The organism is Rhizobium sp. GCM10022189 (assembly GCF_042656325.1).
In the GTDB taxonomy this organism is placed as follows: Bacteria; Pseudomonadota; Alphaproteobacteria; order Rhizobiales; family Rhizobiaceae; genus Rhizobium.
This window is the reverse complement of record NZ_JBHSOR010000039.1, coordinates 172,811-193,431: the sequence shown is the minus strand read 5'-3', so window position 1 is coordinate 193,431 and position 20,621 is coordinate 172,811. Positions and strand designations below refer to the sequence as shown.

At 61.3% G+C, this 20,621-nt stretch carries 24 protein-coding genes; 14 read left to right on the top strand and 10 right to left on the bottom strand.

The annotated features are described in order from the left end of the window. Positions 1–19 precede the first annotated feature (19 nt). The 4 genes from ACFPWW_RS15905 to ACFPWW_RS15890 all read left to right on the top strand — a co-directional run bounded on the left by ACFPWW_RS15905 (position 20) and on the right by ACFPWW_RS15890 (position 4,151). Positions 20–1,252 (top strand): ABC transporter substrate-binding protein, encoded by a 1,233-nt coding sequence (locus tag ACFPWW_RS15905; RefSeq protein WP_377312456.1) that lies wholly within the window; start codon positions 20–22, stop codon positions 1,250–1,252. 105 nt (positions 1,253–1,357) lie between these two features. After that, the gene (locus ACFPWW_RS15900) at positions 1,358–2,260 is read left to right on the top strand and encodes a carbohydrate ABC transporter permease (protein ID WP_377312455.1); all 903 of its coding nucleotides are present in this window, start codon (positions 1,358–1,360) and stop codon (positions 2,258–2,260) included. Continuing rightward, positions 2,257–3,084 (top strand): carbohydrate ABC transporter permease, encoded by an 828-nt coding sequence (locus ACFPWW_RS15895; protein WP_377312454.1) that lies wholly within the window; start codon positions 2,257–2,259, stop codon positions 3,082–3,084. The genes ACFPWW_RS15900 and ACFPWW_RS15895 overlap by 4 nt, the downstream gene beginning before the upstream one ends. Then, complete coding sequence (locus tag ACFPWW_RS15890; protein ID WP_377312453.1) at positions 3,081–4,151, top strand: ABC transporter ATP-binding protein; 1,071 nt, start codon at positions 3,081–3,083, stop codon at positions 4,149–4,151. Before ACFPWW_RS15895 ends, ACFPWW_RS15890 begins: the two co-directional genes overlap by 4 nt. 116 nt (positions 4,152–4,267) lie before the next feature. On the opposite strand, the gene ACFPWW_RS15885 is transcribed toward ACFPWW_RS15890, so the two are convergent. Then, positions 4,268–4,459, bottom strand: coding sequence for a hypothetical protein (locus ACFPWW_RS15885; protein ID WP_162706959.1), 192 nt, complete (start codon positions 4,457–4,459; stop codon positions 4,268–4,270). 395 nt (positions 4,460–4,854) lie between these two features. On the opposite strand from ACFPWW_RS15885, the gene ACFPWW_RS15880 reads away from it, so the two are divergent. Next, positions 4,855–5,157: a hypothetical protein gene (locus ACFPWW_RS15880; protein ID WP_112569967.1), complete on the top strand. Its 303-nt coding sequence runs from the start codon at positions 4,855–4,857 to the stop codon at positions 5,155–5,157. Between the two features lie 6 nt (positions 5,158–5,163). On the opposite strand, the gene ACFPWW_RS15875 is transcribed toward ACFPWW_RS15880, so the two are convergent. Beyond that, a complete protein-coding gene (locus ACFPWW_RS15875) occupies positions 5,164–5,406 on the bottom strand; it encodes a DUF6074 family protein (RefSeq protein WP_112569969.1) in 243 nt (80 codons plus the stop codon). Positions 5,407–5,630: 224 nt separating this feature from the next. Between ACFPWW_RS15875 and ACFPWW_RS15870 the strand changes: the two genes are divergently transcribed. Next, complete coding sequence (locus ACFPWW_RS15870; protein ID WP_112570077.1) at positions 5,631–6,410, top strand: DUF1194 domain-containing protein; 780 nt, start codon at positions 5,631–5,633, stop codon at positions 6,408–6,410. A 16-nt stretch (positions 6,411–6,426) separates the two neighbouring features. On the opposite strand, the gene ACFPWW_RS15865 is transcribed toward ACFPWW_RS15870, so the two are convergent. Together ACFPWW_RS15865 and ACFPWW_RS15860 are read right to left on the bottom strand one after the other, a co-directional pair. Then, positions 6,427–7,344 carry a TIGR03571 family LLM class oxidoreductase gene (locus tag ACFPWW_RS15865; RefSeq protein ID WP_377312452.1) on the bottom strand — a complete coding sequence of 306 codons (918 nt, stop codon included), beginning with the start codon at positions 7,342–7,344 and terminating at the stop codon, positions 6,427–6,429. 72 nt (positions 7,345–7,416) lie between these two features. Next, positions 7,417–7,728 (bottom strand): hypothetical protein, encoded by a 312-nt coding sequence (locus ACFPWW_RS15860; protein WP_377312451.1) that lies wholly within the window; start codon positions 7,726–7,728, stop codon positions 7,417–7,419. A gap of 256 nt (positions 7,729–7,984) precedes the next feature. On the opposite strand from ACFPWW_RS15860, the gene ACFPWW_RS15855 reads away from it, so the two are divergent. Both ACFPWW_RS15855 and ACFPWW_RS15850 read left to right on the top strand, forming a co-directional pair. After that, complete coding sequence (locus ACFPWW_RS15855) at positions 7,985–8,131, top strand: DUF1127 domain-containing protein (RefSeq protein WP_112569971.1); 147 nt, start codon at positions 7,985–7,987, stop codon at positions 8,129–8,131. 554 nt (positions 8,132–8,685) lie between these two features. Continuing rightward, complete coding sequence (locus ACFPWW_RS15850) at positions 8,686–9,579, top strand: helix-turn-helix domain-containing protein (protein ID WP_377312450.1); 894 nt, start codon at positions 8,686–8,688, stop codon at positions 9,577–9,579. A 51-nt stretch (positions 9,580–9,630) separates the two neighbouring features. On the opposite strand, the gene ACFPWW_RS15845 is transcribed toward ACFPWW_RS15850, so the two are convergent. After that, positions 9,631–11,760, bottom strand: a complete 2,130-nt coding sequence (locus ACFPWW_RS15845) for a TonB-dependent siderophore receptor (protein WP_377312449.1) — start codon at positions 11,758–11,760, stop codon at positions 9,631–9,633. Positions 11,761–12,087: 327 nt separating this feature from the next. Here ACFPWW_RS15845 and ACFPWW_RS15840 point away from each other — a divergent pair, with 327 nt between their 5' ends. From ACFPWW_RS15840 to ACFPWW_RS15820, 5 genes are read left to right on the top strand one after another with little or no spacing between them, the layout of a single operon-like run. Further along, on the top strand, positions 12,088–13,104 hold the full coding sequence (locus ACFPWW_RS15840) for an iron-siderophore ABC transporter substrate-binding protein (RefSeq protein ID WP_377312448.1): 1,017 nt from the start codon (positions 12,088–12,090) through the stop codon (positions 13,102–13,104). Next, positions 13,101–14,144, top strand: a complete 1,044-nt coding sequence (locus ACFPWW_RS15835; protein WP_162718975.1) for a FecCD family ABC transporter permease — start codon at positions 13,101–13,103, stop codon at positions 14,142–14,144. Before ACFPWW_RS15840 ends, ACFPWW_RS15835 begins: the two co-directional genes overlap by 4 nt. Continuing rightward, the gene (locus ACFPWW_RS15830; protein ID WP_377312447.1) at positions 14,141–15,181 is read left to right on the top strand and encodes a FecCD family ABC transporter permease; all 1,041 of its coding nucleotides are present in this window, start codon (positions 14,141–14,143) and stop codon (positions 15,179–15,181) included. The genes ACFPWW_RS15835 and ACFPWW_RS15830 overlap by 4 nt, the downstream gene beginning before the upstream one ends. Continuing rightward, complete coding sequence (locus tag ACFPWW_RS15825; RefSeq protein WP_112569983.1) at positions 15,178–16,020, top strand: ABC transporter ATP-binding protein; 843 nt, start codon at positions 15,178–15,180, stop codon at positions 16,018–16,020. The genes ACFPWW_RS15830 and ACFPWW_RS15825 overlap by 4 nt, the downstream gene beginning before the upstream one ends. Further along, the gene (locus ACFPWW_RS15820; RefSeq protein ID WP_377312446.1) at positions 16,017–17,081 is read left to right on the top strand and encodes a DUF2218 domain-containing protein; all 1,065 of its coding nucleotides are present in this window, start codon (positions 16,017–16,019) and stop codon (positions 17,079–17,081) included. The genes ACFPWW_RS15825 and ACFPWW_RS15820 overlap by 4 nt, the downstream gene beginning before the upstream one ends. A gap of 31 nt (positions 17,082–17,112) precedes the next feature. Here the strand turns inward: ACFPWW_RS15820 and ACFPWW_RS15815 are convergent, their stop codons facing one another. From ACFPWW_RS15815 to ACFPWW_RS15805, 3 genes are all read right to left on the bottom strand, one after another. Beyond that, a complete protein-coding gene (locus ACFPWW_RS15815) occupies positions 17,113–17,280 on the bottom strand; it encodes a hypothetical protein (RefSeq protein WP_377312445.1) in 168 nt (55 codons plus the stop codon). Between the two features lie 96 nt (positions 17,281–17,376). Next, positions 17,377–18,306: a lytic transglycosylase domain-containing protein gene (locus ACFPWW_RS15810; RefSeq protein WP_377312704.1), complete on the bottom strand. Its 930-nt coding sequence runs from the start codon at positions 18,304–18,306 to the stop codon at positions 17,377–17,379. Between the two features lie 96 nt (positions 18,307–18,402). Then, a complete protein-coding gene (locus ACFPWW_RS15805; RefSeq protein WP_112569987.1) occupies positions 18,403–18,666 on the bottom strand; it encodes a DUF982 domain-containing protein in 264 nt (87 codons plus the stop codon). Between the two features lie 316 nt (positions 18,667–18,982). Here ACFPWW_RS15805 and ACFPWW_RS15800 point away from each other — a divergent pair, with 316 nt between their 5' ends. Then, the gene (locus tag ACFPWW_RS15800) at positions 18,983–19,753 is read left to right on the top strand and encodes a siderophore-interacting protein (RefSeq protein WP_377312703.1); all 771 of its coding nucleotides are present in this window, start codon (positions 18,983–18,985) and stop codon (positions 19,751–19,753) included. Positions 19,754–19,946: 193 nt separating this feature from the next. Here ACFPWW_RS15800 and ACFPWW_RS15795 read toward each other — a convergent pair whose 3' ends face one another. Then, positions 19,947–20,321 (bottom strand): hypothetical protein, encoded by a 375-nt coding sequence (locus tag ACFPWW_RS15795; protein ID WP_112569992.1) that lies wholly within the window; start codon positions 20,319–20,321, stop codon positions 19,947–19,949. Between the two features lie 66 nt (positions 20,322–20,387). Continuing rightward, on the bottom strand, positions 20,388–20,606 hold the full coding sequence (locus tag ACFPWW_RS15790) for a hypothetical protein (protein WP_112569994.1): 219 nt from the start codon (positions 20,604–20,606) through the stop codon (positions 20,388–20,390). Positions 20,607–20,621 lie beyond the last annotated feature (15 nt).

The following is a 20,621-nucleotide window of genomic DNA, read 5'->3' as shown; positions in this document are numbered from 1 at the left end:
AACCACAAAGGAGGAGAACATGGCTATCCGCAAATTTGCAGTTCTGGGCGCACTGGCGCTCGCAGGCGTTTCGCTCTTCGGCGTGTCCGCCAAGGCCGAAGACGTCAAGCTGACGCTCTGGTCGCTGGACAAGGACATTCAGCCGGCGCCGAACCTGGTCAAGGAATTCAACGACCAGCACAACGGCATCACCATCGAGTACCGCCTGATCCAGTTCGATGATGTCGTCACCGAAGCGATGCGCGCCTATGCGACCGGCCAGGCGCCCGATATCATCGCCGTCGACAATCCGGAACACGCGCTTTTTTCGTCGCGCGGAGCCTTCCTTGATCTGACCGACATGATCAAGAACTCGAAGGTCATCAAGCCCGAGAACTACTTCCCCGGACCGCTGAAGTCGGTCGAATGGGACGGCAAATATTTCGGCGTGCCGAAGGCGACGAACACGATCGCCCTCTACTACAACAAGGACATGTTCAAGGCGAAGGGCCTCGCTCCGAACAAGCCGCCGCAGACCTGGGATGAGCTGGTCGAGGACGCCCGCAAGCTGACCGATCCGGCCAAGAACGTCTACGGCCTTGCCTTCTCGGCAAAGGCGAACGAGGAAGGCACCTTCCAGTTCCTGCCCTGGGCGCAGATGGGCGGTGGCAGCTATGAGAACATCAATGCCGACGGCGCGGTCAAGGCGCTCGAAGTCTGGAAGACGATCATCGACGAAAAGCTCGCTTCGCCCGATACGCTGACGCGCGACCAGTGGGATTCGACCGGTACCTTCAATTCCGGCAATGCCGCCATGGCGATTTCCGGCCCTTGGGAACTGGACCGCATGGTGCAGGAAGCCAAGTTCGACTGGGGCGTCACGTTGCTGCCGGTTCCGAAGGAAGGCGCCGAGCGCTCCTCGGCCATGGGTGACTTCAACTGGGCGATCTTCTCGACCACCAAACATCCTGCCGAAGCCTTCAAGGCGCTCGAATATTTCGCCTCTCAGGACGACAAGATGTTCAAGAATTTCGGCCAGCTTCCGGCTCGTTCCGACATCTCGATCCCGGAAACCGGCCAGCCGCTGAAGGATGCGGCCCTCAAGGTCTTCCTTGAGCAGCTGAAATATGCGAAGCCCCGCGGCCCTCATCCGCAGTGGCCGAAGATCTCCAAGGCGATCCAGGACGCCATCCAGGCGGCGCTCACCGGCCAGATGAGCCCGAAGGATGCGCTTGACCAGGCTGCCGACAAGATCAAGGCAGTCCTCGGCTAACATCACCATCACCGGATGGCCGTCGGCCATCCCATCTTTTCCTCCCGGCAGGGGCTGTCTCCCGCGAAAGCGCCAGGCAGCCCCGTTCGGAGCAATGGAGGACCCATGAGAAGGATCCTTTCCAGCGTCAGGGACGGCCACGGTTTCGATATTGTGCTCGTCGCCTTTCCGCTCGGCTTTCTGTTCCTGATGGCCGGCCTGCCGCTCATCTACAATGTGGTGATGAGTTTTCAGGAGGTTGACATGTTCAGCCTCGGCACCTTCTCGCGTCCATGGGTGGGCTTCAAGAACTACGTGGACCTTTTCGCGCAGCCGGAAACGCTGCCGATCCTCTACAACACGGCGATCTTCGTCACCGGCTCGATTGCCGGGCAATTCCTGATCGGCTTCGGACTGGCGCTGTTCTTCTGGGTCAACTTCCCGGGCGCTTCCTGGCTGCGCGGCCTTTTTCTCGTCTCCTGGGTCATGCCCGGTCTCGTCGTCGGCGCGATCTGGAACTGGATTCTCTCTGGCGATTTCGGCATGCTGAATTTCATCCTGAAGGAAAGCGGCATCATCTCCAGCAACATCTTCTGGCGCTCGGACCCGCACTATTCGCTCTACGCCGTCATCATCGCCAATATCTGGCTCGGTACGTCCTTCAACATGATCCTGCTCTCGGTTGGTCTATCCGGCATTCCGGGCGATCTCTATGAGGCCGCCGAACTCGATGGTGCCACGGCTTGGCAGCGCTTCTGGACGATTACCTTGCCGATGATGCGTTCGACGATCGGGGCCATCATCGCACTCGGTCTGATCTTCACGCTGCAGCAGTTCGACCTCTTTGCCGCCATCACCTCGGGCGGGCCGAACAATTCCTCCAACGTCACGCAATACTGGGCCTGGGATTTGTCTTTCCGCCAATATGATTTCGCCAAGGGCGCGACCATCTCCGTCATCATGATCGTCTTCGTGATGTTCGCCTCCGTGGTCTACGTCCGCTCGACCCGGCATGAGGTGCGCGGATGAGCGAGACCGCACGCAACCGCCTGATGCTCGCCATCGCCATCATCATGGCGGCCGTCTATCTCTTTCCACTCTACTGGATGTACATCACCGCACTGAAGAGCGGGTCGGAGATGTTTGCGACACCGCCGAGCTTCTGGCCGGCCTCGCCGCAATGGGGAACCTTTGCCTATGTCTGGGAAAGCCGAAACATGGGCCTCTACCTCTGGAATTCGCTGATGATCGCGATCGGTGCGGTCGTCATCATCACGGTATTGGGTGTCGGCTGCGCCTATGTGCTGGCCCGCTACCGCAATATCTGGGTGGATATCGGCCTCTTCCTCATTCTCATGCTGCAGGTCCTGCCGGCCTCGCTGATGATCACGCCGATCTTCGTCGGCTTCTCGCAGATCGGCATGCTGAACTATCCGCGGCTTGCCGTCATCATCGCGATTGCCGCCAAGAGCATGCCCTTCTTCGTCGTGCTGGTGCGCGCCACCTTCATGGCGGTGCCGATGGAACTTGAAGAGGCGGCCCTCGTGGACGGCAATTCGCGCGTCGGCGCCTTCTTCAACATCGTCCTGCCGCTTGCCCGCAACGGTATCCTGGTCAGCGCCATCCTCATCTTCATGCAGGCCTTCGGTGAGTTCGTCTATTCCAAGTCGATGATCCAGGCGGCCGAGCTTCAGCCGGCAAGTGTCGGGCTCAATTCCTTCATGGGGCCAAACACCAATGAATGGAACAACATCATGGCCTACGCCACGATGTATGTAACGCCGATCCTTGCCATCTTCGTTCTCTTGCAGCGCCGCATTGTGTCCGGCCTTACCTCGGGAGCCCTCAAATGACCCCTCAGATCGAGCTTGCCGGCGTCAACAAATATTACGGCGCTTTCCATGCGCTGAAGAACATCGATCTCTCCATCGCGAAGGGCACTTTCGTCGCGCTCGTCGGCCCTTCGGGTTGCGGCAAGTCGACGCTGTTGCGCTCGCTGGCCGGCCTGGAAACGATCTCCGACGGGAGCTTGAAGATTGCCGGCGACCTGATGAACGGCGTGCCGCCGCGCAAGCGCGACGTCGCCATGGTGTTTCAGTCATATGCGCTTTATCCGCATATGACCGTGGAGGAAAATCTCACCTACAGCCTGCGCATGCGCGGGGTCGCCAAGGCCGAAGCGAAGAAGGCTGCCGAAGAGGTTGCGGCCACGACCGGCCTCTCACATCTTTTGAAGCGCTATCCGCGTGAACTTTCGGGCGGCCAGCGCCAGCGTGTCGCCATGAGCCGCGCCATCATCCGTCATCCGAAGGCCTTCCTGTTCGACGAGCCGTTGTCGAACCTCGATGCGGCGCTGCGTGTGCACATGCGCAAGGAAATCCGCGCCCTGCACGACCGCCTGCACGCGACCTCTGTCTATGTCACGCATGACCAGATCGAGGCCATGACCATGGCCGATCATGTCGTCGTCATGCGCGAAGGCGTCATCGAGCAGCAGGGCCGGCCGCTCGACCTCTACGACAAGCCCGCCAACAAGTTCGTTGCCGGCTTTATCGGTTCGCCTGCGATGAACTTCATCCCCGCAATTGCGGGCGAGGACGGGAAAAGCCTGACACTCGATCTCGGCACGGTTCGTCAGCAAGTTGCCATCGACCATCAGATCCAGCCCGGCCGCAAGGTTATTGCCGGCATCAGGCCGGAGCATATCGGTATTACCGATCAGGGGCGGGGAAGTTTTGACGTGCCGGTCGCGGTCGTGGAATCCACAGGGTCCTCGACCTTCATCACTGCGGCGACGACGCCCGAAATGACGATCGTTGAAACGGGCAGGGGATCGGTTCAGCCGGGCCAGACGATCGGCGTTACCGTCGATCCGGCACAGGTACATCTCTTTGACGAGGCGAGCGGCGTCAGAATTTGAGAGATGGTTTCAGGCTGATCGGTTGCCGTAACAGGCAGCCGCTCGACCGTCATTTTTGATCGACGGATCCCATTGCCATATTCTCGGCCGGAATGGTCGTCGGCCGAGGCCTCGCGTTATCGCGCGAGCGAAGCCGGCGCAGCTTGCTTGGCTGCGACCTCTGTATCGTGCGGTTGTTCGCTGGAATTTGCCCAAACGGCCACAGCAAGTCCTGCGACGATAAAGTAGGGCAGTTTGCTTGAAAGCTTGAGCTTGCCGGAAACGGCATTGCCGCGGGTGCATTCAAAGCCGGACATTTCTGGGGGCATCAGTACCTGTCTCGTGTGAATATCACGCCGCAAACATAGTATATGTGGCGATTCGAATGAACCCCCAGATTGGGGGATAGGCAAAACCTGTCGCCATCGGGCGGATCAGTGCCCACCCGGACGGCTTGAGAATTGAGCCGGCACCGAACGGCTGCTATCGATCAACGTCGATCGTCATCGGGTTTTATCGTCAGGGCAGGCATGACGGAGAGAAACTGAAAAAGCTGGTCTTTGCCACGTGCGGCAAGATCTGATGCCAGCCGGCCCTCAATGCGGATGGGTCGCTCTGGTTTACGATCCGCCTAAGTCCTACCTTTGCCGTGCGACAACAATGCCGCCATCGCGTACGAAAGCTGCAGGTCCTGCGGCTAACCCGCCCCGCATTCGGAGGTCCTATGAGAAGTTTGATTTTAGCCGCAGCCTTCTTGCTCCCGACGGGCGCCCTTGCCGTCGAGGCGGTGGAAGTGAATGCGCGTGACCATTCCTGCCGTGAACTCGCTCAGATTATCCAGCAGAGGAAGGCGGTCTTTGTCCGCATGGGTATTGGGGGGCGGAGCTTCCGCTACCCGCCGGCGCGGTGCCGGCTGGGCGACAAATACGATATCGCCAGGGTGCGCGCGGCCAACGGGGAAATGTGCGTTTTGAACTACGAGTGCGTTTACGACCCGCAATCCTTCTACAACCGCTTTCCCAAGTAATGCTTCTTACCGCTCTGCTGCTGCGGCGTAGACGACCTGAAGCTCCATCTGTACCGCATCCATGAACAGGGCGGCCTGCCGCGAAAGCTCGGCATCGCTGCAGCCCTGTTCTCTTAAATTGGCTGCGAACCCGGCCATCTCCGACCGCCAGAAGCGGTTGGCGGCCTCGCCGTGAAGGTTCTGAAGGGCCTCGGCGCAGCGCCTGATATCGGCTGTGCGTCGGTCGGCGGGAAACTGCAGAAGCGGCATGCTATCTCCGTCATTGCTGGGCGAATCGCCAAGTGTCCCGCAGAATGGCTATGAGTTCTTCACAAGTGGTGAAGCCGGTCGCGAGGCACGCCTGCTCAAATGCCGCCCGTTCCTTCGACGGCACCCCACATCACCGAAATTTGACAGAATGCTTTCCGGCAACAGTCGCCGTCGCGCCAAGCTGTGTTAGAGTTCCAGGCATGACGCAGTGATGGGAAGTGATGATGCTGACAACACTTGCGATGCTCGCGAGCCTGTCCGGCGCTGCCGCCACGCTCGCACAATCAGGCCAAAACGAAGTCGATGTCGAACTGGTGCTGGCCGTCGATACCTCTCGCTCGATGGATTATGAAGAGGTTCGCATCCAGCGAGAAGGCTATGTCGAGGCGTTGCGGCACAAGGAGTTCCTCGATGCCGTGAAAGGCGGGCTGACCGGACGGATCGCCATCAGTTATTTTGAGTGGGCCGGCTATGTCGTGCCCGGTTCCGTGCTCGATTGGCAGGTGATCGAGACGGAAAAGGATGCGCAGGATTTTGCCGACAAACTGGAAGCCCGACCGATCGCCACCCAGCGGCGCACGTCCATATCCGCCGCGATCGTTCAAGGTGCGTCAATGCTTGCCGCCAGTCCCTATAGGGGCAATCGCGAAGTGATCGACGTCTCCGGTGATGGCCCCAACAATTCCGGCGACCCCGTCACTCCGGCGCGCGATGCCGCTTTGGAGGCGGGCATCATCATCAACGGCCTTGCCATCATGTTGCGGCCGTCCGATGTGCCCGAGGGGCTCGACAAATATTACGGCGATTGCGTGATCGGCGGGCCCGGCTCCTTCGTTTTGCCGGTCCACAAGATCGAGGATTTCGCCGTGGCCGTGCGCAGGAAGCTGGTCTGGGAGATCAGCGGGCTCGAAGAGCCGGAACAGATCCGCGAAATTGCGATGAACCAGCCGACGACGGACTGCCTTGTCGGTGAGAAGCTTTGGCAGAATTTCTTCGATCGCTAGCTCGTCAGCCCGCAGGCTATCGCGATACCTGCAATTCGGTGGCCTGCTCCAGTCGCGGCAAAACCTCTCGTGCGATGATCTCGAGATCGCTAAAGGCCTTGCGCCCATCGACGAGCAGGTTGAAGGCAACGTGGTGAACGCCGAGATTGCGCAGGGCGGTGAGAGCGGCAAACAATCCTTCCGGTCCGGCTCGATATCCAAGATTGATATCGTCGATACGGTCGGATGGCGTATCCAGAAGATCGAGAGCCATGGCCTGCCCCATGCCGCGGAACTCGGTGGTGGTGCGCTGCACAGCCCCGTGCCACAGGGCTATCCGGTCCTTCTGGGCGGCAAGGGGCCGGTGGTACGTCATCCAGGCGCCGGCGTTTCTGGCGATCCATTCGAGCGACTGCGAGGATGAACCGACGGCGACCAGTGGAACGCTGCGCCCGCTGCGCGGGCGGATATCGAACTGGTTCTCGCCTGTCTGGCCGAGACGTCCCTCCAGCGCACTGGCGAGTGCGGCCCAGTTTGACCGAAACAATTCCCGGCGGTCGTCGACATTGCGGTCGAAGGCAGCGAATTCCGACGGACGGTCGCCGGAACCGAGGCCGAGCACGAACCTGCCCGATGACAAGACATCCATCGACAGGGCGGCTTTGGCCACATGAAGCGGATGGCGCAGGGGCAGAACGATTGCGCCAGTCGCCAATGCGATCGAGCGGGTGGATGCCGCCAATGCGCCGAGCAGCACCCATGGGTCGGAATGCCCGACGGGGTCCGGATAGGCGGCGTTGTTCAGGGGAACGTCGCGGACCCATATTGCCGAGAAGCCGAACTCATCGGCGCGGTGCGCAAGCTCCAGCTGAAGGCCGAAGTCGATATCGTGCCGCTGTCGCTCCTGTATCGGGAGAACGACACCGATCGTCAGCCGTGAATCGTTGAAGATCATCAGTCATGTCCAGCGCTGCCCACTTGCACTTGGGGCATCCGGGCAAGCTTTGCAATAGGATGAGATGCTGCCCTACCAGAGGGCGGCCGGCGCGTTTGCGAGAAACCGTTGGAAAGCGGAGGCGATCGCGGGGGCGACGGCCGTGATTTCCTCATGGGCTGCGAAGATGAGCAGCCCCAGCAGGGAAACCGCCGATCCGACTTCCACGACAGATATCGGATTGGCCTCGGGCAGCGGAAGACTGGCAGGCAGATCGACGATGGCTGGCCGGGTCGCATTCTGTCTGTTGTCGTTTGCGGGATGGAAGAGGCGGACGGGGCGAGGGTGAGCGAGGCGGGATTTGCTGCATATTCCAGGATAGGTTTCGCAGACTGAGCTGGACATCGAATGTACCCCTGATCGGCTTTGGAGGATCGCAGTCTTCACCTGGGATTTCGGCTCGCCTCCTTCAACTATACTCACGGATAGGCGCCTGCCTCCGAAGATGCCACTTCATCATCACGCCATGCGTAAAATGCATAGGTGCGCTGTGGTCTGAACGCTACTCATTTCCACCGAGCCATATTATATATTTCTCATCAAAGCGAACGAAGCGCCGCTAACTGGCAGCTGTCGCTGGACCCACGGAAAGGGGATTGCAATGAACATCGCACGCACTTTCAACAACTGGCGCAAGTACCGTCAAACCGTTACTGAGCTTGGCCGCATGTCGAGCCGCGAACTGAACGACCTGGGCATTGCTCGTGGTGATATCCGCGACGTCGCACGCGCTGCCATCGGCCGCTAAGAGCGGCTCTTTATGAATGCAAAACGCGCTCGCCTGAGGAAGGCGGGCGCGTTTTTTGTGTCCGCCGAGCTCTTCGCTCAACGCATAGCGCATAGCACCCTTGCAAATATGTGCCTAGCAGACTGGCAGCCATCGGCCTACATTCCAGGTCAACGAAGCGATGAAACTCCTCCCTCGTCGCCTCGTCTCAGACGCGGCCTACCTCCTCCCGGGCCGGCGTCTACGTGGCGACATCCTCCTCCCGTCGCCATGCCTCATAGAAGGCGTCTGCTGGATCTCCTCCCCCGGCAGACGCCTTGTTCGTTTTCGGCGGTAGCCACAGTCTCCATCAATCTCAGTCGGCTCTTCTCGGGTTCTGCGGGTGTCGCTCGCACTGAACGCTGATGCCCCGGGACATTGATAAACATGATGATTGAACTCATGTTATTTTTGCCTTAGAAGGCGATAGAAAAAGCGTGATATCGCGCTCGGAAGGCCGTCGGGATAATGGCTGCAGCGGGCGTCTCCGCCTTTCGGACGGGCGCGATCATGCCGAGCAAGGATGGATCCCAATATTGAGTTTCTGCCATTCCATGGTCTGGCACACCGAAGGCATCCGGGTCATGGCGCCGGCCAAATGGCGCCAGTTCGACGGTCTCGTCAGCGTCTTCTGGGAAGCCGAAAGCCAGTCCGGGGCGAGGGGCTATTACCTCTCTGACGATCCGCGCATCATGATTTTCTTCAGCGATGTCTCGTCCCAGATCCGCATGTCGAACCGGGATGGCGATTTTCCGCAGCATTACCGGCCGATGACGCGAGCCGTCTATGTTCCGCCCGGCATGCCCATGTGGACGACGAGCGGCACGACGCACCGCTTCTCCCACCTCAATCTGCATATGCACAAGGACCGGCTGCTGCGATACCTCGCGCCGTCGGTCGGCAATTCGGCGGCGATGACGGCGCTGCGCAATCCGGTCGAGATGCAGGACACCCGAGCCATCGAAACGCTTGCCCGCCTTGTCGTCGACGAGGTCTCCAGCCCGTCGAGACCCGAGATTTATGGCGAGAGCCTTGTCGGCAGCATCGTCAGCGGTCTCCTGGATATTCCCCGCCAGGGTGGCGAGCAGCCGAACGGAAGGCTGACGCAGGCGCAGATGAACAAGCTGATCGCTCGTATCGACAGGCCGAGCGATTGCCGCCTGACCGTTGCCGAGATGGCAGAGATCGTCGGCCTGTCGGAAAGCTGGTTTTCCAACGTTTTCAAACAGACGACCGGCAAAACGCCGCTGCAGTGGCAGCTTGGAAAACGCATCGATCATGCCAAGCGGCTGCTCGTCGAAAGCGATATCGCCGTCGCCGATATCGCCGCCCAGCTCGGTTTTTCCGATCAGGCGCATCTGACCAAGGTCTTCCGTCAGATCGCCGGCGATACGCCGGCTGCCTGGCGGCGGATGCGGCAGATCCGTTAGCTCTGAGGGGGAGGTCGTCCCGTCCGCAGGGAGGCGAACGGGACCAGCCGGCTACCAGGTCTGGCGCAGTGTTGCGTAGATGGCGCGACCCGGATTGTAAAAATCCGCACCAAAGCCGCCATAGGCGACATGCTTCTCATCAAAGAGATTGCTGACGTTGACGTCGAAGGACGTGTTTTCCTGGATCTTGTAGCTGAAGGCGGCATCGAAGATGATGCTGCTGCCCGTCGACTGGGTGTTGGCGTCGTTGAAATAATAGGAGCCTGTGTAGCGCGCACCGAGGCCGAAGTTCATGTCGCCGCGCAAGCCGTTGCCGGGAATGCCGTAATTGACCCAGAGCGAGGCGATGTGGTTGGGCACGAACGACATCTCGTTGCCCTCGTTGCCCAGCGTGCCGTTCTCGACAATGTCGGAAACCATGTAGGAATAGGCGGCCGTCAGGCTGATATTGTCGGTAATCTCCGCCTTCGCCTCGAGGTCGATACCGCGCACGCGAACCTCGCCGATCGTCTCCTGGAAGCCGGTTGCCGGGTTGGTGCGGGTGATGTTGTTTTTGGTCAGATCGTAGACTGCGGCGCTGAAGAGAGCAGGGAATTCGTCAGGCCGGTATTTGACGCCGACTTCCCATTGTTCGCCGCGCTCGGGATCGAGCGTCAGCGAGGCCGGAAGCACCGATTCCGCGTAGCTGACATAGGTCGCGACCTGATCGGTAATCTTGTAGCTCAATGCGGCGCGTTTGGTGAATTCGCTGAGATCGGCGTCGGTCGTCGAGCCCGCCATGTTGTCCTGCTGCTGCAGGTCCAGCCAGTCGTTGCGCAGTCCGACGGAGGCGGTCAGCCTGTCGAAGAAAGTGAGATCCTGCTGCAGATAGAGGGCCGTCGTCTTCTGGTCGTTTGTCAGGCTCTGGTAGAGCGGAACCGAGGCCGGCGCGCCGGTATAGACGGGGTTTGTCCAGTCAATGCCGGGGGCGCCGCCGAAATAACCGTCATTGTCGGATTGCAGGTTATTGTACTGCAGACCGACAAGGCTGCGGCTGTCGATATCCTCGAAATTCGTCTCATATTGCAGGCGGGTATCGATGATGAAGTTCTCTGCCGCCTGGTCGTTGGCGAAGAAGGCGCGATCGGCGATGGTCGAGCCGTTCGTCGGTGTCGCCGAGATATAGGCGTAGCCGAAATTGCTCTTGGTATTGCTGTAGCGTGCATTCGAGCTCAAGGTCAGGCCCGAACCGAAGTCGTGGTCGAACATGACGCTCAGCGTGTTTCTGTTGATGTCGCGGTAGTTGAAATCAGGCTCGCCGAAGAAGCGGCTTCGCGCGAAGTCCGAACCGACCGGATGACCGCCGCCGCCTGGAACGCCGTTCTTGTCCAGATGGTCATAGACCACGGTCAAATTGGTATCGGCGCTAGGGCGCCAGGTCAGGCCGCCCATGACGAAGTTTTCGTCGTCCTGCGAATAGTCATATTCGTCGTCGGCACGCCTCACCTTGCCGGTGATGCGATAGGAGAACGTATCGTCCTCGGTGATATTGTCGCCGAAATCGACGCCGGTCTCCCGATGGTCGAAGGAGCCGCCGGTGACATAGGCCTCGCCGAAGCGCCCGCTCTTCGGCCGCTTGGTGACGAAGTTGACGGCGCCGCCGGGATCGGAAACGCCGAAAGTGGTGGAATTGGCTCCCTTCAGCACTTCGACGCGCTCAAAGGCGAAGGGCTCTTCGCGGATGCCGCCGAAGGGATCGCCGAGCGTCAGGCCGTCGCGATAGGTGTAGGCATCGAAGCCGCGGATCTTGAAATAGTCGAAGCGGTCGTCCGAGCCGTAGAAATCGGTCGTGACACCGGATGTATATTGCAGAACCTGTTCGGTGTCCTGGGCGCCGCGCTCCTGGATTTCCTTCGACGTGATGACGGAGACGGAAGCAGGCGTGTCGAGAAGATCGGTCGCCATGCCGTTGCCGCTGATGGTCTTGGTCGCAACGATCGATTTCGAGTCATTGTCCGTATCGAGGCCGCTGCCCTGGATCACGATGGGTGCGAGAGGTGTGACCGTATCGGAATTCGCGCCGTCCTGGCCGAGCACCGCGCCAGGTGCGAGGGCGACAAGCGCCGTGCAACCGAGAAGGACCGCATTCCTGTAGCGGAGGAGGCTCTGTCGCGAGTGAGCGCCTGTTCTTTCGATGTCCATGTTCACGTTCCAGAAGTTGATATCGCCGTTACGGCTCTTCGGCAGGGGATGCCGAATGGAATGCCGTTTTGAGGATCGAGCTGAGCGGCATGCCGACCGCCGGTGCCAACGAGAGATTTGCCCCGGACTGGACGCCATGATGGCTGCTCGATGTCCCCTGCGACGGCTACTAACTTGAGCGCGCTTGTCCAGTATTGTAAATTTCCCGGGTTTTGTAGGATCCCACGGAAATCTCAACGCTGCAGCCTCGAAGCGCCGGCCTGACCGTTGACGCAGGTAGATTAACCTGAAAGTGGAGGTCAACTTAAAACTGGCGGAGTTTGCACGATGCTGCGCTTTTTACGTCTGGCCGCAAAACTGGCGGTGATCTATGGCTGGCTGATCGCAGCGGCGTCCGGCAGCGTCTGGGCTGACGAGAGCACGTCCTATCCCGTTACCATCAGACATGCGTTCGGCACGACGGTCATCACAAAGAAGCCGGAGCGGGTCGCAACGGTCGCCTGGGCCAATCACGAAGTGCCGCTGGCGCTCGGTATCGTTCCCGTCGGTTTCGCTGCCGCCAATTTCGGCGATGATGACGGTGACGGATTGCTGCCCTGGGTCGCTGACAGGCTGAAGCAGCTGCATGCGGGAAAACCCGTCCTGTTCGATGAAGGCGACGGCATCGATTTCGAGGCGGTCGCTGCCACCCGGCCGGACGTGATTCTGGCGGCCTATTCGGGCCTCAGCCAGTCCGACTACGATACGCTGAGCCAGATCGCCCCTGTTGTCGCCTATCCGGATGCGCCCTGGTCGACCGACTGGCGCGACATGATCCGCCTGGACAGTGCCGGACTTGGCATGGCTGCGGAAGGCGAGGCCCTGATCAGGAAGATCGAGGGTGAAATATCGGAGACGGTCGCAGGCCATCCCGAACTGCATGACAAGTCGGCGATGTTCATCACGCATCTCAACGCCACCGATCTCAGCACGGTCAACTTCTACACGACCAACGATACACGCGTGAAATTCTTCGCCGATCTCGGGCTGAAATCCCCAAGAAGCGTCGTCGAAGCCTCCGCACCTGGCAAATTCGCAGGCTCGATCAGTGCCGAACGCATCGATTCCTTTGACGATGTGGATATTGTCGTCACCTACGGGAACCAGCAGCTGCTCGAAGCGCTGGAGAAGAACCCGCTGACGGCGAGAATGCCGGCAGTTTCCAGGGGCGCGCTGGTGACGCTCGGCCGCAATCCGGTCGGCACCGCCGCCAATCCGACGCCGCTGTCGATCTCCTGGGTCCTCAAGGACTACGTGGCGCTGCTTGCGGATGCCGCCAGAAAATCCCCCAGCAAACCCCGATGATTGCACGCAGTCCAAAATTGTCGCCCCGGCGGCCCCTATCAGCCCGGTCGAACCGGACCCGCGGCCTCTGGCTATTCGGGCTCGCCGCGGCTCTTGCCGGCCTCTGCGCGCTTTCGGTCACGGTCGGCACGCGCGATGTCGACTGGGTAGATATTTCGGCGGCTCTTGCCGGTCGTGCTGATACGATCGGCCAGGCCGCGGTGACGGTGCGCATTCCGCGCACGCTGCTCGCTTTGATCGCCGGCGCGGCACTCGGCCTTGCCGGGTCCGTCATGCAGGGGGTGACACGCAATCCGCTCGCCGATCCCGGTATTCTCGGCGTTAATATGGGTGCGTCGCTCGCTGTCGTCGTTGCGGTTGCCTGGTTCGATATTTCTTCGAACGAAGCCTATATCTGGACAGCCATCCTCGGGGCGGGATGTTCGGCGGCTTTCGTCTATACGATCGGTTCGCTCGGACGCGGCGGCGCAACGCCCTTGAAACTGGCGCTCGCCGGTGCCGCAACCTCGGTCGCCTTCGCCTCCATGGTCATCGCTGTCGTCCTGCCACGCAACGATATCGCCGGCGGCATCCGGTCCTGGCAGATCGGCGGCGTTGGCGGGGCAACGTTCGAACGCATCTTGCCCGTTCTGCCCTTTCTGGCGGCCGGCTTCCTCATCAGCCTGCTGTCGGCGCGCAAGCTGAATTCGCTTGCGCTTGGCGATGATCTGGCCGCCGGGCTCGGCGAACGCGTGGCGCTGGCGCGCGGTGTCGCAGCGCTGGGGGCCATCCTGCTCTGCGGCGCCACGACCGCGGTCTGCGGGCCGATCGGCTTTCTCGGCCTCGTGGTTCCGCATCTCTGCCGCCTGCTGGTTGGCGTAGACTACCGCTGGCTCCTGCCCTTTTCCGCTCTGGGCGGCGCCTGCCTGCTGCTGGCAGCCGATGTGATCGGCCGCATCGTCGCCCGCCCCGCCGAACTCGATGTCGGCATCGTGACGGCACTCATCGGCGCGCCCTTCTTCATCGCCATCGTTCGGCGCCAGCGGGTGCGAGAATTATGACCGTGCTTGTCTCCTCCCTTAATCGCATTGCCGGCAACCGTCGCCGCAGGGCGCGCCGGCATAGGCTCCTCGTCGCCATGCTGCTCTGCCTCGTCGTGGCGATCTTCGCACTTACCCTGTCGCTCGGACAATCCTTCACGCCCGCCGGAGACGTGATCCGGGTGCTGCTGGGCGAAAACGTGCCGGGTGCGGCCTTCACCGTCGGTCAGCTCAGGCTGCCGCGAGCGGTGCTTTCGGTGCTTGCGGGCCTGAGTTTCGGGCTCGGCGGCGTCGCCTTCCAGATCATGTTGCGCAATCCGCTCGCAAGCCCCGATATTATCGGCATCAGTTCGGGCGCGAGTGCGGCCGCCGTCTTCGCCATCGTCGTCCTGTCGCTGAAGGGGCCGATCGTTTCCGTCGTCGCGGTCGCCGCCGGGCTCGCAGTAGCCCTCATGGTCTACGGGCTGTCGTCTCGCAACGGCGTGGCCGGCACGCGGCTCATCCTCGTCGGCATCGGCGTGTCCGCGATGCTGGAAAGCATCATCGCCTATGTCCTGTCGCAGGCGCCGGCCTGGAGCCTGCAGGAGGCGATCCGGTGGCTGACGGGCAGCGTCAACGGCGCGCAGCTTGGTCAGGCGGCGCCGCTCCTTCTGGCGCTTGGCATTTTCGGCGGGCTGCTTCTGGGCCGTGCACGCGATCTTGAAGCGTTGCGGTTGGGGGATGACACCGCGGCCGCGCTCGGCGTCGGCGTGTCGCGCACCCGTATCATGATCATCGTCGCAGCCGTCGGCATGATCGCCTCGGCAACGGCAGTGACTGGCCCGGTCGCCTTCGTCGCCTTCCTCTCGGGGCCGATTGCCGCCCGCATCGTCGGAAATGCGGGTTCCATCCTCATTCCGGCAGCCCTTGTCGGCGCCGTGCTGGTGCTGGCAGGCGACTATGTCGGCCAGTTCCTGTTGCCCAGCCGATACCCGGTCGGCGTCGTCACGGGTGCGCTCGGCGCTCCCTACTTGATTTACCTGATCGTGCGCGTCAACAGGACCGGAGGTTCACCATGACCATCCATACTCTTGCGGCCAGCGGCCTTTCGGCCGGTTACGGCGAAGACGAGATCCTGCATGGCCTCGACCTTGCCGTGCCGCCCGGCAAGATCACCGTCATCGTCGGGGCGAACGCCTGCGGCAAGTCTACGCTGCTGCGTGCCATGTCGCGGCTGCTTGCGCCTCGCCGGGGACAGGTGCTGCTCGACGGCAAGTCGATCCACCACACGGCGTCGCGGGAGCTTGCCCGTACGCTCGGCCTGCTGCCGCAATCACCGATCGCGCCGGAAGGCATCACCGTTGCCGATCTTGTCAGCCGTGGCCGCCATCCCCACCAGAGCCTGTTTTCCCGCTGGACCCGCAGGGATGACGAGGCGGTCGACGCTGCGCTCAATGCGACCCGAACCGCGGATCTTGCCGAGCGGCCGGTCGATGAACTCTCTGGAGGGCAGCGCCAGCGCGTGTGGATCGCCATGGCGCTGGCGCAGGAGACGCAAGTGCTGCTGCTCGACGAACCGACGACCTTCCTCGACATCAGCCATCAGGTCGAGGTGCTGGATCTCCTGACCGATCTCAACCACGAGCGGGGCACTACCGTCGTCATGGTACTGCACGACCTCAATCTCGCGGCGCGCTATGCGGACCACCTTGTCGCCATGACGGATGGCCGCGTGCACGTCTCTGGTCCGCCGCAGCAGGTGCTGACGGAAGACAACGTGCGACAGGTCTTCGGTCTGGAAAGCCGTATCATCGCCGATCCCACGTCCGGCCGGCCCATCATGCTGCCGATCGGCCGGCACCGAATGGTGGCGAGCGAACGCGAACTGCAACGTGAATTCCATAAGGAGGACAGATGACCACGGCTCAGGAATTCAAGCTCTCGGGGATCGCGCTTCCCAGGGATGCCGCGGCCATGCTTGGGGAGATCTGCGAGCATTTCGTGGAGCATGCCGAGGTGCATCGCAGTCATGGCCTCGCCCTTCTGAAGAGCAAGGCCGGCGCGGCCGCAATCCGCATTCAGGACAGCAAGTTGCTGATCGAGCTTTCCTGCCCTTCGGAAAAGGCGCTGCAGATGAGCCGGACCATGCTTGCCGAGCATCTTTTCTACTTCGCCGGCGAGGATCCGCTGGAGTTGACGTGGTCCGATCCTACGGCACTCGCCGTTCTGCCGAATATCCATGAGGCGACAGTGATCTCGGCCGAGGATGTGACGCCGCATATGCGACGAGTGAAATTTGCCTGTGCCGACGTTGCCACGTTCATCGGCGGCGACATGCATGTGCGCCTGCTTGTGCCGCCGAAGGGCAGGATGCCGGTTTGGCCGGGCCTGCGGGCGGATGGCCGCGTTGCCTGGCCCGAAGGCGAGGACGAGCTTCTGGTGCGCGTCTACACGATCCGCGCGGTCGATGTCGAAAGGCGCGAAGTCTGGATCGATTTCCTGCAGCACCCGGCGCCCGGCATCAGGACGCCCGGCGCCGATTTTGCCCGTGATGCCGAACCGGGCCAACAGGTTGCCCTTCTTGGCCCCGGCGGCGGCAGCCTTCCGGCGGCGCAGTCCGTCCTGCTTGCAGGTGATGAAAGTGCGCTTCCTGCCATTGCCCGCATCGCCGAGGAAATGCCTGCCGGAACCCGGCTGCAGGCAATCATCGAGGTCGCCGACGAGACGGAAGAGCAGCCCTTGTCGACATCGGGTTTGATGGATGTACGCTGGCTGCATCGAAAAGACTATGCCGATGGCGCGAAGGGCGTCCTTCTGGAGGAAGCAAAACTGGCGGTCGCCGCCGCCGACGGCGAGACCTTCGTCTGGTTTGCCTGCGAGAAGGAGGATGTGCGCGCGATGCGGGCTTTCCTGAAGGCTCGCCGGCACGACAGGAGGAACATGTATGTCGCCTGGTATTGGGAGCGGGAACCGGATTAGGCCTGCGCAACCGGTCGTCGGTCGCAATCTGTCAGATGGAAGACCTATCTTTTGACCGTTCTCGTGTCGGGCGACCGGGCGCGATCGGATCGCTTGCCGGAAATGTTTCCTCGAGGGCTTCCTCCAGAAAGTCGTCCTGCTCCTGTTCGGAATTGTCGGTTTCGTCAGGTTTGTCGGTGGTTCCGCCGGCTTTCGTCATCTCAATCCCCTTGCTGGTTGACATCGCGAACGTAACAAGCCTGGCGGCGCTTCGGCACTAAACTGTCGGATAGGTCGGGCTGCGTTGCGCTTCAAATCAGCGGTTTCGGAAGACTGTGCAGGCAACGCCGGCAGCGCGGATCGTGCTGCAAAGTTTGGTCGCTTCGGCACGGCTCTCCCGGCCGATTCTGGCGGCATAACGCGGGCGGTAGCCGAAGTTTCCGCCCCTCTGCCGCACGATCAGGGCGCGCTCGGCGTTCAACGGTTCGGGAAGTTTTGCCAGCGACATGGTGAACAGGCGGTCCGCCACGGACGGATTATAGTGAGCGGCAAGCTGCACGCCCCATGGCGCCCAGTCGGCGGACCCGGTCAATACGGGCTCGTTCATCTGCCGCGTCTCTGCGAGCGCCACACATGCCTCACGGAAAGGCATCGCGGCCCGCAGCTCCGGCGCCGCTTTTTCCGGCGGGCTGTCCCGCCAGGTTTCGACTGTCTGCCCGGTAATCGCGAATACGTAGTCGCGTGTTTCGATCGGCAGGCGACCGGAGGAGAGGAACCGGCTGAGGCCGGATTCACCGGCGTTGTAGGCAGCGGCCGCAAGTCCGAGATTGCCGAAGCGAAGCCTGAGTTCGTCGAGATAGGCGGACGACGCTTTGAGTGCCTGAATGACATCGAAGCTGTTTTCCAGCACTCGCAATCGGGCGGTGCCCGGCATGAATTGCGCGATGCCCTCCGCACCCTTCGGACTGACCGCTTCCGGACGGAACAGGCTTTCGCGCCAGATTAGGCGAGCGAAAAAGGCGGGCGGAATGTTATGGATCGCGGCGAAACGGTCCATGACCGCGCAGAGATCGGCATTGAAATGATCTTTTCGAATGCAGAGAGTTTGCCCGTCGTCAGCCTGCCCCTGGTAAAGGCAAGCCGCTTCCGGCGCAGACGGCTCGGCGGCGCTCGCCGCGGTCGCCGCGCTAACCCACGCTGCAGAAACCAGCGCCGCAGCCAACAAGCCTATGCCGCATCTCATCATCGCCAAACCTTGCCCGGCGACATCGTCGCGGTTTTCGGGCAGGACGGCAAGCATCCTTCGTCACCCGCGGATCCTGCGCAGGGTGACGGGCTTTCTTCAGTGCACAACCGTCAAGATCGCAATGCCGGCTTCGGCTGCCGCACGGCGAATGGCGTCCTGCAGTTCCTCGACATCGATCTGTCCGCTGATCGCATCGACGCAGGCCTTGACGGCCACGACATATTCCTCGCCGTCCTCGGACGGCCAGTCCGCTATCAAAACCTCGGCGGCGTCTCTCAGCGTCCTGAGGACCCTGTATTTTTCCCGACCACCCAGCATTAGCACCAGAGGAGGAAAGCGTTCGTATGTGTTCCATTCCATTACACTTGGTCTCCCCAACGTAAGGATATTGGTAACGGTGCAAGAACCATACCGACCGCGTGTGAAAATCGTGCATCCGACAACTTGCGGGTTGCGGGTCGATTGCAGCGTTCGAACAATGTTTCAAAATGGATATAAATACTCAAGTTTCTATTGCGTCCTTTTCCGTCCTTCGATAAGAAGGATCGTCATTGGCCGGAGCGATCCGGCCACGTAAGCGTTAACGTCACCCAACGCGTATGATCGAACGGCTTTGCGGCTTCGATCTGCGCGGCTGTGTCCTGCGGATCGTTTCCCGAAGCCCGGGAAGGACATGATGGATAACAGCCAATCCACACATCACCAGCTTGCTGCACCTGCCATCGAACGGGTACGCCATGAATTGCGCCGCCGATCGCTGACGGTCGAAAGCGTTACCGACATCACGCCCGGCATGCGGCGCATCGTGCTTGCGGGCAGGGACCTTGCCGACTTCACCAGCCTTGCGCCTGACGACCACATCAAGGTCATCGTGCCTGGCATCGATGGCGTTGAGGAGCGTCGGGACTACACGCCGCGCCGCTACGACAACGCCACCTGCAGCCTGACGATCGACTTTGCCCTGCACGAGGCCGGCCCGGTCACGCAATGGGCGATCGCCGCCCGGCCCGGAGCCTCTCTTGAGATCGGCGGCCCGCGCGGCTCAGCCGTGGTCGCAGGCAGCGTGAAGAGATGGCTTCTGATCGGCGATGAAACGGCTTTGCCCGCCATCGGCCGCCGGATCGAGGAGAGCGCGCCCGATACGACCATTGTGGCGATCGCCGCGGTCGCCGGCCCGCAGGAAGAACAATCCTTCCAGACGGCTGCAGCGCTTACAACGCGTTGGGTCTACCGCCCTCTCGCCGATGCGACGAATGCCGAACCGCTGATTGCTGCCCTGGCAGGGATCGACATCATTCCACAGACATTCGTGTGGATTGCCGCAGAAGCGTCGGTGGTGCGGGCGATCCGTGCCTATCTTGTCGAAGAACGCGCCTATCCGCTGAGCTGGATCAAGGCCTCGGGCTACTGGGTCAAGGGCAAGGCCGATACGACCGAGAAGTTCTGATCGCGGAGGAGCGCGGCCCGCAAGGCGCCGCACTTCGGCACTGGCTGCGGGCATCCGACGAGTGCAGCGAGGATGACGAACACGAGACCATGCAGGAGTTGGTGGACGACGACGATCGTGACGATGTGGCCCTTCTGTAGGGAACCGGCGAGAGCGGTGACATTCCCGGCGCCGCTAGTCGCGTATAGGTAGATTACTTCTCGGCCCGCTCCAGCAGAATTCGGGCTTCCTCAAAACGGCGCTTCCGATCGGCGTCATCTTCGCTCGACGAATAGCAGGTGCTCGAAACGCAAAACCGCACAAGCTGATGCGGCTTCTCGACCTTGTCGAACTCGCATTCGAACGTATCGGTCATCTCGCCCGGCGCGGTTCCCGGTCGGGTCGAATAGGTCATGCGAACACCCGGCGGCTTGAGCTCTGGGAAGGATTGAACCATGCCGATCGAAATCTGATCGCTCATGAAGAAGCCCTTGGCGACCGATTGGCATGTCGCCTCCAGATCCGGGGATTGCGCGAAACCTGCCGTCGGAAACAGGATAATACCGAATAATACTAAATGTTTACGCAAGGGCGTCTCCTCCTGATATCGTCCAGAATGAGGTAGAGCCAATACGGCAAAAACAAGTGGGGCGCCTCAGGCGGCGCCGGAAAAATCGTCCGATAACAGGCCCAGCAATTCCTCGCGATCCCGCACGCCGAATTCGAACCAGTCGACCAGCGCTTTCGCCTTTGCCATCCCGAGATCGCTGTCACGCCTGCAACGCGCGGCCGAGCACCACTCCCGGTGAAGGCCGTCGAGAAAATTCATCGTCTCCGAGGTCAGCGCTTCCTTCGGCCAAACCGTTCTTGTCATCGCCTTTCTCCCCTG

What these genes read in the sequence shown, in the direction of transcription:
- ACFPWW_RS15905 (WP_377312456.1), top strand. Translation starts at nt 20, where the DNA reads ATGGCTATCCGCAAATTTGCAGTTCTGGGCGCACTGGCGCTCGCAGGC.
- ACFPWW_RS15900 (WP_377312455.1), top strand. Translation starts at nt 1,358, where the DNA reads ATGAGAAGGATCCTTTCCAGCGTCAGGGACGGCCACGGTTTCGATATT.
- ACFPWW_RS15895 (WP_377312454.1), top strand. Translation starts at nt 2,257, where the DNA reads ATGAGCGAGACCGCACGCAACCGCCTGATGCTCGCCATCGCCATCATC.
- ACFPWW_RS15890 (WP_377312453.1), top strand. Translation starts at nt 3,081, where the DNA reads ATGACCCCTCAGATCGAGCTTGCCGGCGTCAACAAATATTACGGCGCT.
- ACFPWW_RS15885 (WP_162706959.1), bottom strand. Translation starts at nt 4,459, where the DNA reads ATGCCCCCAGAAATGTCCGGCTTTGAATGCACCCGCGGCAATGCCGTT.
- ACFPWW_RS15880 (WP_112569967.1), top strand. Translation starts at nt 4,855, where the DNA reads ATGAGAAGTTTGATTTTAGCCGCAGCCTTCTTGCTCCCGACGGGCGCC.
- ACFPWW_RS15875 (WP_112569969.1), bottom strand. Translation starts at nt 5,406, where the DNA reads ATGCCGCTTCTGCAGTTTCCCGCCGACCGACGCACAGCCGATATCAGG.
- ACFPWW_RS15870 (WP_112570077.1), top strand. Translation starts at nt 5,631, where the DNA reads ATGCTGACAACACTTGCGATGCTCGCGAGCCTGTCCGGCGCTGCCGCC.
- ACFPWW_RS15865 (WP_377312452.1), bottom strand. Translation starts at nt 7,344, where the DNA reads ATGATCTTCAACGATTCACGGCTGACGATCGGTGTCGTTCTCCCGATA.
- ACFPWW_RS15860 (WP_377312451.1), bottom strand. Translation starts at nt 7,728, where the DNA reads ATGTCCAGCTCAGTCTGCGAAACCTATCCTGGAATATGCAGCAAATCC.
- ACFPWW_RS15855 (WP_112569971.1), top strand. Translation starts at nt 7,985, where the DNA reads ATGAACATCGCACGCACTTTCAACAACTGGCGCAAGTACCGTCAAACC.
- ACFPWW_RS15845 (WP_377312449.1), bottom strand. Translation starts at nt 11,760, where the DNA reads ATGGACATCGAAAGAACAGGCGCTCACTCGCGACAGAGCCTCCTCCGC.
- ACFPWW_RS15840 (WP_377312448.1), top strand. Translation starts at nt 12,088, where the DNA reads ATGCTGCGCTTTTTACGTCTGGCCGCAAAACTGGCGGTGATCTATGGC.
- ACFPWW_RS15835 (WP_162718975.1), top strand. Translation starts at nt 13,101, where the DNA reads ATGATTGCACGCAGTCCAAAATTGTCGCCCCGGCGGCCCCTATCAGCC.
- ACFPWW_RS15830 (WP_377312447.1), top strand. Translation starts at nt 14,141, where the DNA reads ATGACCGTGCTTGTCTCCTCCCTTAATCGCATTGCCGGCAACCGTCGC.
- ACFPWW_RS15825 (WP_112569983.1), top strand. Translation starts at nt 15,178, where the DNA reads ATGACCATCCATACTCTTGCGGCCAGCGGCCTTTCGGCCGGTTACGGC.
- ACFPWW_RS15820 (WP_377312446.1), top strand. Translation starts at nt 16,017, where the DNA reads ATGACCACGGCTCAGGAATTCAAGCTCTCGGGGATCGCGCTTCCCAGG.
- ACFPWW_RS15815 (WP_377312445.1), bottom strand. Translation starts at nt 17,280, where the DNA reads ATGACGAAAGCCGGCGGAACCACCGACAAACCTGACGAAACCGACAAT.
- ACFPWW_RS15810 (WP_377312704.1), bottom strand. Translation starts at nt 18,306, where the DNA reads ATGATGAGATGCGGCATAGGCTTGTTGGCTGCGGCGCTGGTTTCTGCA.
- ACFPWW_RS15805 (WP_112569987.1), bottom strand. Translation starts at nt 18,666, where the DNA reads ATGGAATGGAACACATACGAACGCTTTCCTCCTCTGGTGCTAATGCTG.
- ACFPWW_RS15800 (WP_377312703.1), top strand. Translation starts at nt 18,983, where the DNA reads ATGGATAACAGCCAATCCACACATCACCAGCTTGCTGCACCTGCCATC.
- ACFPWW_RS15790 (WP_112569994.1), bottom strand. Translation starts at nt 20,606, where the DNA reads ATGACAAGAACGGTTTGGCCGAAGGAAGCGCTGACCTCGGAGACGATG.